This window comes from Paenibacillus sp. PDC88 (assembly GCF_900106725.1).
GTDB classification, from domain to species: domain Bacteria; phylum Bacillota; class Bacilli; order Paenibacillales; family Paenibacillaceae; genus Paenibacillus; species Paenibacillus shunpengii.
In genome coordinates, this window is record NZ_FNNT01000006.1 from 42,402 (window position 1) to 56,112 (window position 13,711).

At 47.5% G+C, this 13,711-nt stretch carries 14 protein-coding genes, 1 tRNA gene and 2 riboswitches; of the genes, 9 read left to right on the plus strand and 6 right to left on the minus strand.

Translation table 11 applies throughout. From position 1 onward, the window contains the following. Positions 1 to 106: 106 nt before the first annotated feature. A riboswitch (cyclic di-AMP (ydaO/yuaA leader) is annotated at positions 107 to 264 on the minus strand. Between the two features lie 140 nt (positions 265 to 404). Continuing rightward, a riboswitch (cyclic di-AMP (ydaO/yuaA leader) is annotated at positions 405 to 628 on the minus strand. Between the two features lie 376 nt (positions 629 to 1,004). Then, on the plus strand, positions 1,005 to 1,484 hold the full coding sequence (locus BLW49_RS18105) for a glutathione peroxidase (protein ID WP_090726000.1): 480 nt from the start codon (positions 1,005 to 1,007) through the stop codon (positions 1,482 to 1,484). An 86-nt stretch (positions 1,485 to 1,570) separates the two neighbouring features. Here the strand turns inward: BLW49_RS18105 and BLW49_RS18110 are convergent. Next, positions 1,571 to 1,653 (minus strand) — tRNA-Leu (locus BLW49_RS18110). Positions 1,654 to 1,972: 319 nt separating this feature from the next. Here BLW49_RS18110 and BLW49_RS18115 point away from each other — a divergent pair. After that, the gene (locus tag BLW49_RS18115; protein ID WP_090726002.1) at positions 1,973 to 2,671 is read left to right on the plus strand and encodes an urease accessory protein UreF; all 699 of its coding nucleotides are present in this window, start codon (positions 1,973 to 1,975) and stop codon (positions 2,669 to 2,671) included. Positions 2,672 to 2,944: 273 nt separating this feature from the next. Next, positions 2,945 to 3,568, plus strand: a complete 624-nt coding sequence (locus BLW49_RS18120) for a nitrogen regulation protein NR(II) (protein ID WP_090726004.1) — start codon at positions 2,945 to 2,947, stop codon at positions 3,566 to 3,568. A 123-nt stretch (positions 3,569 to 3,691) separates the two neighbouring features. Here BLW49_RS18120 and urtE read toward each other — a convergent pair whose 3' ends face one another. The 5 genes from urtE to urtA are packed head-to-tail and all read right to left on the minus strand — an operon-like array spanning position 3,692 to position 8,457. Next, positions 3,692 to 4,387, minus strand: coding sequence for an urea ABC transporter ATP-binding subunit UrtE (gene urtE, locus BLW49_RS18125; protein WP_090726006.1), 696 nt, complete (start codon positions 4,385 to 4,387; stop codon positions 3,692 to 3,694). Next, a complete protein-coding gene (urtD, locus tag BLW49_RS18130) occupies positions 4,374 to 5,177 on the minus strand; it encodes an urea ABC transporter ATP-binding protein UrtD (protein ID WP_090726008.1) in 804 nt (267 codons plus the stop codon). The genes urtE and urtD overlap by 14 nt, the downstream gene beginning before the upstream one ends. Further along, positions 5,137 to 6,231 carry an urea ABC transporter permease subunit UrtC gene (gene urtC, locus BLW49_RS18135; RefSeq protein WP_090726010.1) on the minus strand — a complete coding sequence of 365 codons (1,095 nt, stop codon included), beginning with the start codon at positions 6,229 to 6,231 and terminating at the stop codon, positions 5,137 to 5,139. Before urtC ends, urtD begins: the two co-directional genes overlap by 41 nt. 13 nt (positions 6,232 to 6,244) lie before the next feature. After that, the gene (gene urtB / locus BLW49_RS18140; RefSeq protein ID WP_090726012.1) at positions 6,245 to 7,150 is read right to left on the minus strand and encodes an urea ABC transporter permease subunit UrtB; all 906 of its coding nucleotides are present in this window, start codon (positions 7,148 to 7,150) and stop codon (positions 6,245 to 6,247) included. Between the two features lie 41 nt (positions 7,151 to 7,191). Beyond that, positions 7,192 to 8,457, minus strand: coding sequence for an urea ABC transporter substrate-binding protein (gene urtA, locus BLW49_RS18145; protein ID WP_256209818.1), 1,266 nt, complete (start codon positions 8,455 to 8,457; stop codon positions 7,192 to 7,194). Positions 8,458 to 8,860: 403 nt separating this feature from the next. Between urtA and BLW49_RS18150 the strand changes: the two genes are divergently transcribed. From BLW49_RS18150 to BLW49_RS18175, 6 genes are read left to right on the plus strand one after another with little or no spacing between them, the layout of a single operon-like run. Continuing rightward, on the plus strand, positions 8,861 to 9,163 hold the full coding sequence (locus BLW49_RS18150) for an urease subunit gamma (protein WP_090726365.1): 303 nt from the start codon (positions 8,861 to 8,863) through the stop codon (positions 9,161 to 9,163). Between the two features lie 51 nt (positions 9,164 to 9,214). Then, positions 9,215 to 9,604, plus strand: coding sequence for an urease subunit beta (locus BLW49_RS18155; protein WP_076311967.1), 390 nt, complete (start codon positions 9,215 to 9,217; stop codon positions 9,602 to 9,604). Then, on the plus strand, positions 9,601 to 11,319 hold the full coding sequence (gene ureC, locus BLW49_RS18160) for an urease subunit alpha (protein WP_090726014.1): 1,719 nt from the start codon (positions 9,601 to 9,603) through the stop codon (positions 11,317 to 11,319). Before BLW49_RS18155 ends, ureC begins: the two co-directional genes overlap by 4 nt. Positions 11,320 to 11,352: 33 nt before the next feature. After that, positions 11,353 to 12,051, plus strand: coding sequence for an urease accessory protein UreF (locus BLW49_RS18165; protein ID WP_090726016.1), 699 nt, complete (start codon positions 11,353 to 11,355; stop codon positions 12,049 to 12,051). 45 nt (positions 12,052 to 12,096) lie between these two features. Then, positions 12,097 to 12,816, plus strand: a complete 720-nt coding sequence (ureG, locus tag BLW49_RS18170; protein WP_076311970.1) for an urease accessory protein UreG — start codon at positions 12,097 to 12,099, stop codon at positions 12,814 to 12,816. Next, positions 12,776 to 13,675 (plus strand): urease accessory protein UreD, encoded by a 900-nt coding sequence (locus tag BLW49_RS18175; RefSeq protein WP_076311971.1) that lies wholly within the window; start codon positions 12,776 to 12,778, stop codon positions 13,673 to 13,675. Before ureG ends, BLW49_RS18175 begins: the two co-directional genes overlap by 41 nt. Positions 13,676 to 13,711 lie beyond the last annotated feature (36 nt).

Genomic DNA, 13,711 nt, shown 5'->3' on the forward strand with positions numbered 1-13,711 from the left:
ACAAAAAAAGAACACCGACGATCAAAGGCATGCCCGGTGCTCTCCCACCTATATATCAGAACATGGCAAAACATGACCTGTGATATAGGCGCTACTCGGCTTGCTGCCTCTCCCTTTGTTACGCTTACGAGGTTAGCTGTCGGATTCGGACAAGAGAGATTGCCCTATTCACGGCAATAGCCATGAAATTCACCCCATGGATCGATGCATCCACATCTGGGTCCCCCGCTTTTTGGATCAACAAAAATTCAGCGCATAAATAAAACCACAGAGGATTAAACCTCTGTGGCTGATCGCTCACAAGATTTATCATTCCTCTCTCAAACGTTGGCACAGACGATACCTAGAGAATATTCACGTTAAGCTAAGTGAAGGAAAGAACCTTGCATCTCTTCCACATCTCTAGTTCAGCTCTGTACAGCTTACGAGGTTAGCTGTCGGATTCGGACGGTGAGAGTCGTCCTATCTGTTCCTGATGATTCCATATGACATTCCACATGAATCTTCGGTTCAGAATTCACCCCATGCATCGTGTATCATTCGGCTCTCACACCGAATCAAGCACGCTGCCTTACTCTGGTTCCCCCGCTCTCCGCCATATTAGGCAGAAATTAAGCGATCATAGCAATGAGAAACTATTTAAATAAACGGTTGTTCGTTTGCTCAAGATTTACGATATGAATCATACACCCGTTGAAAATCGATGTAAAGCTCCTTCAGCGGCTCATCTTGACGATTTAGCGTTGTTTTTGGATAGAATAAGAGTAAAACATTCATCAATATGCATGCAGCTTATCTGTTCTCAGTTTATCTCGTTATTTCGTTTAATTCTAATGCCTAAGTTTACCTTCGACAATCGTCCTCCTCAATTCTTAAGCTTTGTTTGACTTTCTCCATATATTGTTTAAAATTAAATTGTTATCAATATATATAAAGAGATTGATGAGGAACGGCAATACAAGCATCATTTATATTCCAAATTTATAGAAAGGATGGATGAAGGCATGTCGATTTATCAATACCAAGTGAATACACTTAAAGGCCAGAAGTTAAGTATGGAGGAGTACAAAGGAAAAGTACTCTTGATCGTAAATACAGCAAGCAAGTGCGGATTAACCCCTCAATACAAAGGACTGCAGGAGCTATATGACAAATTCAATGACCAGTCCTTTGAAATTCTCGGTTTCCCCAGCAACCAATTTGCCGAACAAGAACCAGGCTCAAATGATGAAATCGCGGAGTTCTGTCAAATGAACTATGGTGTGAGCTTCCCGATGTTTGAGAAGATTAAAGTCAACGGAGATGAGGCACATCCGCTATTCAAGCACTTGAAGGACAATGCACCAGGTATACTTGGCTCCAAAGCAATTAAGTGGAATTTCACCAAATTCCTTATCGATCAGAACGGAAATATTGTAAAAAGATACAGTCCACAAACGACACCGGACAAGATTGAATCGGATATCGCCAAGCTGTTAAAATGAGTATTCTGCATGTAATCCCCGTCGAAACCCACAATGGGAGCAAAAAAAAGAGCTTGAAGCAAATTGCTTCAAGCTCTTTCGTATGATGCGGTCGAGAGGACTCGAACCTCCACGGGTATACACCCACTACCCCCTCAAGATAGCGTGTCTGCCATTCCACCACGACCGCGCATCTTGTATAGCATTTTCTTGCCAACAAAATATATTATACACACTTATCAATCATAAGTAAAGTGATTATTTTAAAATATATTTTTTAATTTTTAGAGAAGGCTGTAAAGTTAAGTCAGTGTTAATATATATTACATTAAAAATAGGTATTTAACTGTTTATAGGATATTATTCCGTTTTATTATTGACATTATAAGGATGTTTATGTGAAAATACATATCAAACATAACGATATTCAAAGATAAATTGACATATACATAACATTCAAATTCACCCAAGATGGTTATCGCGTTTAACACAATAAGGGGGCGAATCTGGTGAACAGAGGAAATAAGCTTCTTGATTATGTAAAACTGCTTGATTCCTCACTTCAAGTCGGAGGATTCTCTCATTCCTTCGGACTTAAGTCATACATCGAGGAAGGTACGATCCAAACGACTACCGACCTGGAGACATTCATGCGATGTGAGCTGCATCCAAGTCTTGTGCAGTTGGAAGGCATGGCAATCAAGGCCATCTACACAGCAGTAGAGCAGAAGGATGAGTGGAGAATCGCCCTCATTGATAAGATGCTTCACGTCAAGCGAACCCCTGCTTACAAACGGGAATCCTCCAGAGCCATGGGAAAACGCCTCATCAAACTGTCTAAAGCGCTGCATCCATGGATGGACTTTGAGCATTTCGAAGCTCTTATCCATCGATATGATGCTGTCGGCTCACTCCCCGTCGTTCATGCCTGGATCAATACTCAGCTTGAGGTTACCGCCGACGATGCAGCTTCCGGTTATCTTCATGCTGCCAAGGATGTATGCCTGATTCACGCAAGACGACTATTAAAAATCGAAACCTGCGATCTCAACGCCTTGTCCAGCGTACTGGACAGTGACCTCGAAGAAGAATGGAACAGAGCCAGAAGCGCAAACCTCCAGCCCTTCCAGAGCTCAATTCTGTCAATGCAATCCCTCATACCGGGCTTTCCCTTCCACGAATCCGGTATTGAACATACAAGAGCTTAAGCCTAAGGCCCCTCCAGCTCACCTCTTCAGGGCCTCCCAAGCCCCTCCCTATCTAAAGCACGCCTGGCCCCCTCCTCTGCCAGCGTGCTTTTTTTCGTCATAATTCCACCTTACGCTGTCGCAAAAGAACGACGTATGTAAGTGATTAATGATTGTTAGATGACGCAAGAACGTATATAATATGATCAACCTTTTTTTTGGAAGAAACTCAATCTCAACACAACACCTCTGATCCATTAAAAATGTCAATATAAGTGTAGGGAGAGACTACTATTGTCCGAAGCCGAACCCTTTTTTATAAAGACCTCGTCCGAAGATTTCAAGTCAACCATTGTCATTATTGACGCTTACGGAACGATATGCTCGTACAACCATCCTCTGCCCGAGAAGATGTCCCGTTATGAATGTATTACCAGTACCAATTGGCTGGGTTCTAATTATTTCAATCTAATGGCGTCATTTCCAGGGGCGTGTCCACACAGCATGAATAACATTATCAATCAACTCAAAGAAGTACTAAACAACAACATGGCAGGCTATGTGTGCGAAGTCAGGATACTGCGGGACAACAGTTACATTTGGCTTCGTCTGGAGGCGTCTCTATATGAAACCTCCCTCCAATCTGACTTCAAAGGACTTATCGTTACTCACATTGATATCACACACCTGAAACACCTTGAACATCATCTCAAGGATGCCTCTTCCCAAATACGAACTCTTCGAGGAATGCTGCCGATCTGCGCTGTATGCAAGCGCATCAGAGATGAAGAAGATGAATGGAATACTGTGGAGAGCTTTGTCGAGAAGCATACACATGCCGAATTCACCCATGATATATGCCCTGAATGCATTCGCAAGCTGTACCCGCAATATGCAAGGATTCTAGATTACCCTTGAGCTAGTTAACACCAGCGTTCACATAGCTCATGAATCATCAAAAAAAAACACTCACCTAGAACGGACTCCTTCCGAATCAGGGCGAGTGTTTTTTGTAATACCGTATTTCTTAGTTTAAACCACCTAGACCGTGAGATAATGCTCAAATGCTGCCAGATCCAGATCCCCTGGCTTGCCATGCATCGCAATACTGCCCTTATCCATAACATAAATATAATCCGCAACACTGCGCACAAATTCCTCGCTTTGCTCTACCAGCAAGATGGCCGTATCCTTCTGATTCTTAATCTGAATGATAACATCGCGAATATCGTCTACAATCGACGGCTGAATTCCTTCTGTCGGCTCATCCAGTAACAGAAGCTTAGGCCTCGCGGCCAGCGCTCTTGCAAAGGCGAGCTGCTGCTGCTGCCCTCCACTTAGATCTCCACCTTGCCGCTTGTACATCGTAGGCAGCACCGGGAACATAGCAAGCACATCCTCAGGAAATACCTTGTTTCTCTTAGAGGCTGTTTCAAGACCCAGCATCAGGTTCTCTTTTACGGACAGTTGCGGAAAAATATCGCGGCCCTGCGGAACATATCCGATGCCTGCACGGGCTCTCTTCGCAGAATTCCACTCCGAGATATCCGTACCCTCCCAGCGTATTTCACCTTGGCTCGTCTTGAGAACACCCATAAGCGTACGAAGTAGAGTTGATTTACCGACTCCATTTCTGCCCATTAGGCACACGACCTGTCCTGGTTCGATATCCAGATGGACACGACGGAGCACCATACTCTCACCATATCCAGATTCAATATTTTTAAGTGACAGCATCCGGCTTCCTCCTTTTGCCCAAATAGACCTCGGCGACAACTGGATTCTGCTGAACCTCAAGCATGGTCCCTTCCGTCAGCAGCTTGCCCTCATGCATCACCGTAACCTTCTCTGCATATTGTCTGACAAACTCCATATCATGCTCAACAACGACAACAGAGCGTTTCTTGGCAATAATCTGAAGCAGCTCTCCCGTCTTCAGTGTTTCATCATCTGTCATCCCAGCTACCGGCTCATCAAGCAGAAGTACATGAGGCTCCTGCAGCAGCAGCATCCCGATCTCAAGCCACTGCTTCTCTCCATGAGACAGCGCCCCTGCCCTTACCAGGATTCGATCAGTTAGACCGATCTGTGTAAGAACTTCTTCCATCGCCTGACTTATCTCGCCTCCACGAAGACCTCGCAGCGAATGAAAAGCCCCTTTGTTCTGATCATCAGCAAGCTCCAGATTTTCCTTGACCGTTAGACCACCGAACACCGACGGCGCCTGAAATTTCCGTCCGATTCCAAGCCTTGCGATCTGATGCTCTTTTTTACGAGTCAAGTCGATTCCATCAGGAAGCAGCACTTTACCGGACACAGGCTTCGTTTTACCGCAAATGACATCAAGCATCGTAGTCTTCCCTGCCCCGTTAGGCCCGATCAGAAAGTGAAGCTCATTAGATCTGAGGTTAAGATTCATCCCGTTCACAGCGACGAAGCCTGAAAAAGACACCGTTATGTCCTGAACAGACAGAACCGTTTTTCCTTTAGGATGTAGCTCGTTCGGCTTCAACAACGGACTTGGCATCTCGAGCACCTCCCTTTCGTCTCCACCATCTGGACAGATTATGATATACCCCGACAAGTCCACGAGGCATAAACAAGACAATAGCTACAAATAAACCACCCATAACGAACAGCCAGCCCTCTGGATACGCCTCACTAATTCCTGTCTTCGCTGCATTCAGAATGACGGCACCAATCACAGCACCAATTAATGTTCCTCTGCCTCCAAGCGCTACCCACAGCACCATCTCAATAGAAGGAACGATACCCATCATAGATGGAGATATAATCCCTACTTGGAGCACATACAGCATTCCCGCAAGACCAGCAAGCGCTCCTGATAAGGTAAAAGCCAGTGTTTTGTACCAAGCAGGATCATAGCCGAGAAAGCGAACACGATTCTCTCCGTCTCGGGCCGCTTCCAGCACTTGACCAAACCGACTGCGAACGATACGTCTGCACAAAATATATGCAAGAACCAGAACCACCAGTGTTACATAATACAGCATAATTGTGGTAGTGGGATGGTGCAGCTGCATACCGAAAATATGGTTATAGCCGGTCAGACCGTTCGTTCCACCTGTCCACTCCTGTTTACCAACAAACAAGGTAACGACAATCATAACAAGCGCTTGTGTCAGAATTGTAAAGTATACTCCGGCGATCCGATTTTTAAAGGTGAAAAAACCGAGTAGAAACGCCAGCAGTGCCGGAAGTAAAATCCCGAGCAGCATCGCGATCGGAAACGATCGAAAGGGCTCCCAGAACCACGGAAGCTTCTCCACACTGTTCCATACCATAAAATCAGGCAGCGAAGCCCCACTTGCCTGCAGCTTCAAATACATCGCCATCGCGTACGCTCCAAGACCGAAGAATACACCATGACCCAAGCTAAGTACACCACCATACCCCCATATAAGATCCAGTCCTATAGCCAAAATAGCCACGGCCAGAAATTTCGCCAGCAGACTTAGTCGGAACTCCGTGGAAACAAGCGGCGCAAGACTCATTAGAATGAGGACTATCCCCCAGGCGATACGCTGTCCACGAACTCCAAGTTTGTTAACAATCGGCATCGGTATCCCTCCTCTAGTCTAAACTGCGTGAGCGCAGTGCCACGAGTCCCCGCGGTTTCCATTGCAAGAATGCAACAATACAAGCAAATACAAGCACCTTGCCAATCGATGCACTTGTGTAAGTTTCAAATAAAGTATTAAATACTCCAATACCCAGCGCACCCGCAACGGTACCTACCAGCTTCCCAACACCGCCAAGCACGACAACCATAAATGCATCCACGATATAATAGGTTCCAAGAGACGGACCAATAGGTCCGAGCAGCGTCAATGCACAGCCCGCGATCCCGGCGATACCAGAACCAATAGCAAAGGTAAGTCCATCTACCTGTCTGGTGGAAATCCCGAGACATCCCGCCATGTTGCGGTTTTGCATTACCGCTCGCATACGCCGTCCCTGAGCCGTCTTATAAATGTAGATATACATTAGAAGCAGCACTACAACCACCAACAGGATGATAAACAGTCTTGTATACGGAAGAACAATAGAATCCGTGACTGCGAATCCCCCACTGAGCCAGGAAGGACTGGTTACCCCGACATTCGGGGCACCAAAAATCGTCCTTGCCAGCTGCTGCAATATCATCCCAACACCCCAGGTAGCCAGAAGGCTATCCAGAGGACGTCCGTATAAATGACGAATGAGCAGTACTTCAAGCAGCCACCCTACTGCTGCAGCAATCAGAAAAGAAACCGGCAGCGCCACTAGGAAATAAGTATTAAACCAAGAAGCCGGCATGTAGGAGATAAACAGATTTTGTGTGACGAATGTCGCGTAAGCTCCAATCATGATCATCTCCCCATGCGCCATATTAATGACGTTCATGAGCCCGAAGGTAACAGCAAGACCCAGTGCAATCAAGAGCAGAATCGAACTTACACTAAGTCCATTAAAGGCTTGCAGTATAAACATATCCATCCGAGTTCTGCCTCCTTCCCTTAGTATAGAAGATAAGCGATTTATTCAGCGCTCAGTGATTTGCCCCATTCATAGGATTCAAGATATGGATCCGGCTTCACAGGCTCACCTGAATTCCACAGCTCTTTGAATTGTCCATCTGACTGCACTTCACCGATTCGAACAGTTTTGTAAATATGCTGGTTGTCGCCATCAATCGTTACTTTTCCGCTTGGCGCATCAAACTCGATCCCTTTTGCTGCTTCCTTCACCTTCTCCACATCTGTCGATCCCGCCTTCTCAACCGCAGCTTTCCATAAATAAACTGCCGTATATCCTGCTTCAATCGGATCTGCCGTTACACGGTCTTCACCATATTTTGCTTTGTAGGCTTCTGTGAACTTGGTATTCTCCGGAGTTTCTGTCGTTTGATAATAATTCCATGCCGCAAGATGACCTGTCAGCACATCAGCACCAATGCCTCGAATCTCTTCTTCTGCTACGCTGACCGACAGCGTCGTTATATCCTCAGAGGTGATGCCCGCATCCTTTAATTGTTTAAAAAACGCAACGTTACTGTCCCCATTCAGCGTGTTGTATACGACATCAGGATCAGCCGCTTTGATCTTGCTGATAATCGTACTGTAGTCCGTGTGTCCTAATGGTGTATACTCTTCTCCTACGACCTCTCCGCCCTCAGCCTGCAGCTGTGCCGTTATAATCTTGTTCGCTGTCTTAGGGAAAACATAGTCTGAGCCTAGCAGGAAGAACTTCTTACCCCGATTCTCCAGCAGCCAGCTGACCGAAGGTACGATCTGCTGATTCGTCGTCGCGCCGGTATAGAAGATGTTAGGCGAAGCTTCTAAGCCCTCATACTGAACAGGATAGAAGAGAAGTCCATTGTTCGATTCAACAACAGGCAGCATTGCTTTACGACTTGCGGAAGTCCATCCTCCAAACACCGCCGCCACTTTATCCTGCTGGAGCAGCTTCCCTGCCTTCTCTGCAAAGATCGCTGGATCAGAGGCACCGTCTTCAATGACAGGCTCGATCTGTTTGCCAAGCACGCCGCCGGCTGCATTAATTTCCTCAATCGCCAGCATCTCCGCATCCTTAACCGATACCTCGCTTATGGACATCGTCCCGCTGAGAGAATGCAGTACACCAACTTTAATCGTATCCCCGTCTGAGGCAGCTGCCGTTTCTGCTCCTTCCGTTCCAGTCGTTTGCTGTGTGGCCGTTTCTCCACCGGATGACACACATCCAGACAGCATCAGAACACCAGCGATCATGACAGGAAACCATTTGCCGAACTTTTTCTTTAACATAGACTCCACTCCCCTTTGTTTTTTCCCTCAGACCGAACATTCACATAAATTTTTCCAACAATGTTTGGTGATCACATTATAGGTGCATCTATTTTGTTATGTCAATATTCCTTACATAATTTTATTTTTCGCCTAACTCGATCATGCATCTTCACAAAATGATATGATTATCATTGACAAAGCATTCTTATCTGTGTGAGTATATTTAACATAAAATGATCTATTTCAATTCTATCGTTTCTAGCAAAGATAGATATTTCCAGCCTCATCGGCAGTAGGATGGGTTTAATGACACAACGAATAAAATGAACGCTTTTGCTCCACCCATCCGTTGTATTATGATGTTAGATATCAAACTTGAAAAATCTAGAAATAGATTGTAGTGCAGAAAGGTTGGATTCATGTGCACTGGACTGAGGAAGAAAAAGACAAACTGCTTGTTACCGTAGCTGCCAACTTGGCCAGGGAACGCAAGGCGCGCGGACTCAAATTGAATGTACCCGAATCCATCGCCATCCTGACCTCTGAAGTGCTGGAGCGAGCTCGCGACGGCATGACAGTTGCAGAGCTGATGCGCTATGGAGGAACGGTATTGACGAAGGAGGACTGTATGGAGGGTGTACCGGATATGATTCCGGAGGTACAGGTAGAAGCTACCTTTCCTGACGGGACGAAGCTTGTAACCATTCATGAGCCGATTCGCTGACTCTTACGCACTAGTAACAGAATACACGCATAGAAAGGCAGGGAATTCATCTTGATCCCAGGAGAATACAGGTTAAAGAAGGACGACATCATCTGTCATCCTGATCGTGACACGATTCAGCTCACCGTGATCAACCGGGGAGACCGGCCGGTACAGATCGGTTCACACGTCCATTTCTACGAGGTGAATGCCCAGCTTGATTTCGATCGCAAGAGTGCCTACGGACGCAGACTGCATATTCCAGCAGGAACTGCTGTACGTTTTGAGCCCGGTGAGGAGAAGCCTGTAGATCTGACTACATTTGGTGGGAAGCAGAGAATTCAGGGCTTTAACAATCTGACCAACGGATCACTGGATCAGCCTGCGGATGAGGTCAAGCTTAAGACATTTATCGAAAGGTTCGGTGCTCCCGCAGCGAATAATGAAGGTGATCCATCATGAAAAAAATGACACGTGAGCAGTATGCATCCATGTTTGGACCCACAACAGGTGATGCCATCCGACTCGCAGATACAGAGCTGTGGGCAGAAATCGAGAAGGATTATGCCGTATATGGTGATGAGAGCAAATTTGGCGGAGGCAAGGTCATCCGAGATGGCATGGGCCAATCAGCTTCTGCCCTGCGAAGCGAAGGAACACCGGATACGGTCATTACGAATGTTGTCATCATAGACCATTGGGGTATTGTAAAGGCGGATATCGGTATTCGGGATGGATTTATTTGCGGCATTGGTAAATCCGGTAACCCGGATACGATGGATGGCGTTGATCCTGCTCTCATTATTGGCGCAGCAACCGAAATTATAGCCGGCGAAGGGCATATCATCACTGCCGGAGGAATAGACACACATATCCACTTTATCGCACCACAGCAGATACGTACTGCCATCAACTCAGGTATTACGACGATGATCGGCGGTGGAACCGGACCTGCTACAGGCACCAAAGCCACAACCTGCACCCCAGGCGAATGGCATATACATACGATGCTGCAGTCCGCGGAAGGCTTTCCGATGAATCTCGGGTTCCTGGGTAAAGGAAACAGCTCAACAACGGAACCTCTCATCGAACAGATTAAGGCTGGGGCAATTGGACTGAAGCTGCATGAAGACTGGGGTACAACGCCCGCTGCCATCGACGCTTGTCTTACTGCAGCCGAGCAGCAAGACGTACAGGTAGCCATTCATACAGATACATTAAATGAGACCGGATTCCTGGAGAGCACGCTTGCCGCAATTAACGGCCGCACCATCCATACCTATCATACAGAGGGTGCGGGCGGTGGACATGCCCCTGATATCATTCGTGCTGCAGGAGAGAACTACGTTATCCCGTCATCCACGAATCCGACCAGACCTTACACTCGAAATACGGTCGAAGAGCACCTGGACATGCTGATGGTTTGCCACCATCTGGATCCATCCATACCAGAAGACGTTGCTTTTGCAGATTCACGGATTCGTCCGGAGACCATTGCGGCTGAAGATATCCTTCATGATCTTGGCGTATTCAGTATCATCAGCTCGGATTCACAGGCTATGGGCCGGGTAGGCGAAGTCATTATCCGCACTTGGCAAACTGCCGACAAGATGAAGAAGCAGCGCGGCAAGCTCTCGATCACCGAGAATTCGCCATCGGACAATGACCGGATTAAACGTTATGTCGCCAAGTACACGATCAATCCTGCAATCGCTCACGGAATCAGTCATATTGTCGGATCGGTTGAAGTCGGCAAATGGGCGGATCTTGTGCTGTGGAGCCCAGCGTATTTTGGAGTCAAACCAGAGATGGTGCTGAAGGGCGGCATTATAACCCAGGCACAGATGGGTGACCCGAATGCCTCTATACCGACACCACAGCCCGTATTTAACCGCCCTATGTTCGGTTCGTTCGGTAAAGCGCTGCAAAAAGGCTCCATTACCTTCGTATCCCAAGCTGCCAAAGAAGCCGGCATTGGCGAGCAGCTTGGCTTGACTAAACGAATTGAGGCTGTTAAAGGCTGCCGAAGCGTGACCAAAAAGGACATGATCCACAATAATGTTACGCCAGTCATAGAAGTTGATCCCGAAACTTATGAAGTCAAGGCTGACGGAGAGCCGCTCACTTGCGAGCCTGCCGAGAGTCTTCCTATGACACAGCGATATTTTATGTTCTGATCAGCTCATCAGACTTAAGGAAGTGGTTACACGTTGCAGACCAGCTCTACGATTAAATTACTAAGATACGCACAGCTGCTGGATTCGGCACTTCCCATAGGAGGCTTCTCCCATTCTTCAGGGCTCGAAACCTATACCGCCGAAGGGGTAATCCGGACAAGCGAAGAGCTCGCTTCATTCATTCGCAGCCAACTGACCGGGAGTCTCACCCGTTTAGATGGACTTGCCATGAAGGGTGTGTACGAGGCAGCAGCGAACAACAACCCTGAGGGAATCGCCTTTTATGACAAGCGTCTGTTTGCCCAGCGCTCCCCTAGAGAACTGCGAGAGAGCTCTCACAAAATGGGAAAGCGCCTGGTGAAGCTGGCGCGAAGTATATACACCGACCTAGACCTCGATTTGCTCGATATCTCTGTTCGGGATCATCGCGCTCTATGCTGCCTGCCGACTGTGCATGCCTATATCGCCTTCCAGCTGGAGATTGGTCTAGATGAGGCAGTAACCGGGCATTTATATACCGCAGTTACAGCTTATGTAAACAGTGCGTTACGGTTAATGCCGATAGGTCAGACTGAAGCGCAGCGATTGATTCAGGAGCTCATCCTTGATATCGAAGCAGCCTGGAACGCAGTCAAAGACACAGATCCTACGGGGATGAGCAGCTATAGCTTTGCTCAAGAAATTTATGCCATGAGGCACGAAACACTGCCAGCCAGATTGTTTATGTCTTAAGTAAAATGAACTATCTAATTCTTAAAAATCAGGAGGATGATTCATATGTGTGGAACAGGCTCAAATCATCATCATCACGCAAATTGGGAGAGAATTCCGTTCGATCACAGTCGCCCAATGCGTATCGGTATCGGGGGTCCGGTTGGCTCCGGCAAGACTGCCCTTGTAGAGAAGCTGTCCAAGGCATTGCGTACACGCTACAGCATAGCAGTCATTACCAACGACATCTATACCAAAGAGGATGCTGAAATCCTCCTTCGCCAGAATGCTCTCGATAGCAGCCGCATTATCGGTGTTGAGACCGGAGGCTGCCCGCATACTGCGATTCGCGAGGATGCTTCTATGAACTTCGAAGCCGTAGAGGAGCTGCAAGAACGCTTTGATGATCTGCAAATGATCTTTATCGAGAGCGGCGGGGATAATCTGTCCGCTGCCTTCAGTCCGGAGCTGGCTGATGTATTTATCTACATCATTGACGTAGCCCAAGGCGAGAAGCTCCCTCGTAAAGGCGGTCCTGGTATCACACGTTCGGACCTCCTGCTCATCAACAAGACCGACCTCGCCCCATTCGTTGGCGCAGACCTCAGCGTCATGGAGTCAGATACGCAAAAAGTGCGCGAAGGCCGCCCTTATGTGATGTCCAATCTGATGAGCGGCGAAGGCGTATCCGAGATTATCCATTGGCTTGAGCACCAGCTCATGGATGATGAGGCAGCTGCTGCCCATGAGCATGCTCATGAACACGGCCATCACCACTCCCACTAATCTCCGGTCAGAAGAGCGGACAGATCTGTATCCGTCCGGTACGAAACGAAGTGAGCTGTATGCCACCTTTGAACGCAAAGGTGGCCTCACTTATATTACGGACCGGTATCATACTGTGCCGCTGAGAATCAGCCGGACCTTTCGCCTTCCCGGCAGTGACGGAGAGCTATGTGTATACACCTCAGATGTATCACCGGGTGTGATGAATGGTGATGCGTATGATTCAAAATGGCTGCTTAAGGAAGGATCTCACGTAGTCCTCACTAGTACTTCGGCTACGAGACTACATCCGACACCGACCCTCCCTTCCTCTGTGAGCCACACCTTTCATTTGGAACAGGGCGCAATACTAGAGTACTTCCCAGAATGCGTTATCCCTTTTGCCGGGAGTCGGTCTGTCTTGACTACAGCATTCCATCTCGGTAACAACGCCACTCTAGTCTATGCGGATGTATGGTCGGCTGGCCGGGTACATCGCGGAGAGCAATTTGACTTTATTCACTTCCAAGGCCACACCGAGGTATGGAAGGAGCAAGAGCTCCTTGTCTGGGATCGATTCTCCCTTGAGCCGGGTCTTGAGGAAGTAAATAACCTGTCAGGGATGCTCGATTATACGCATATGGCCGCTTTATGGATTGCAGGAGAGAATATCAGCGCGAAGGAGCTTACAGTTATACGAGAAGCCCTTCCACAAACCGGCCGTATTCTAGCAGGCGCAACCCTTCTCGCAGGTGGACAAGGGATCGCTGTACGCATGCTCGGGAGAGCAGCCTTTGAGCTTCAGGAGTTTTGTATTGAATTGTGGAATCAGATCAGACCTGAAGTAATAGGTAAGGTCCCTCTGCAATTCAGAAAATAGAGTCAAATAAAGGCCATGATCTGCTGTACAGCAAAT

Excerpts from the sequence above, each read along its gene's own strand:
- urtE (WP_090726006.1), bottom strand. The coding sequence starts at position 4,387 with ATGCTGTCACTTAAAAATATTGAATCTGGATATGGTGAGAGTATGGTG.
- urtC (WP_090726010.1), bottom strand. The coding sequence starts at position 6,231 with ATGCCGATTGTTAACAAACTTGGAGTTCGTGGACAGCGTATCGCCTGG.
- BLW49_RS18105 (WP_090726000.1), top strand. The coding sequence starts at position 1,005 with ATGTCGATTTATCAATACCAAGTGAATACACTTAAAGGCCAGAAGTTA.
- ureC (WP_090726014.1), top strand. The coding sequence starts at position 9,601 with ATGAAAAAAATGACACGTGAGCAGTATGCATCCATGTTTGGACCCACA.
- urtB (WP_090726012.1), bottom strand. The coding sequence starts at position 7,150 with ATGGATATGTTTATACTGCAAGCCTTTAATGGACTTAGTGTAAGTTCG.
- BLW49_RS18175 (WP_076311971.1), top strand. The coding sequence starts at position 12,776 with ATGAGCATGCTCATGAACACGGCCATCACCACTCCCACTAATCTCCGG.
- ureG (WP_076311970.1), top strand. The coding sequence starts at position 12,097 with ATGTGTGGAACAGGCTCAAATCATCATCATCACGCAAATTGGGAGAGA.
- urtD (WP_090726008.1), bottom strand. The coding sequence starts at position 5,177 with ATGCCAAGTCCGTTGTTGAAGCCGAACGAGCTACATCCTAAAGGAAAA.
- urtA (WP_256209818.1), bottom strand. The coding sequence starts at position 8,457 with ATGTTAAAGAAAAAGTTCGGCAAATGGTTTCCTGTCATGATCGCTGGT.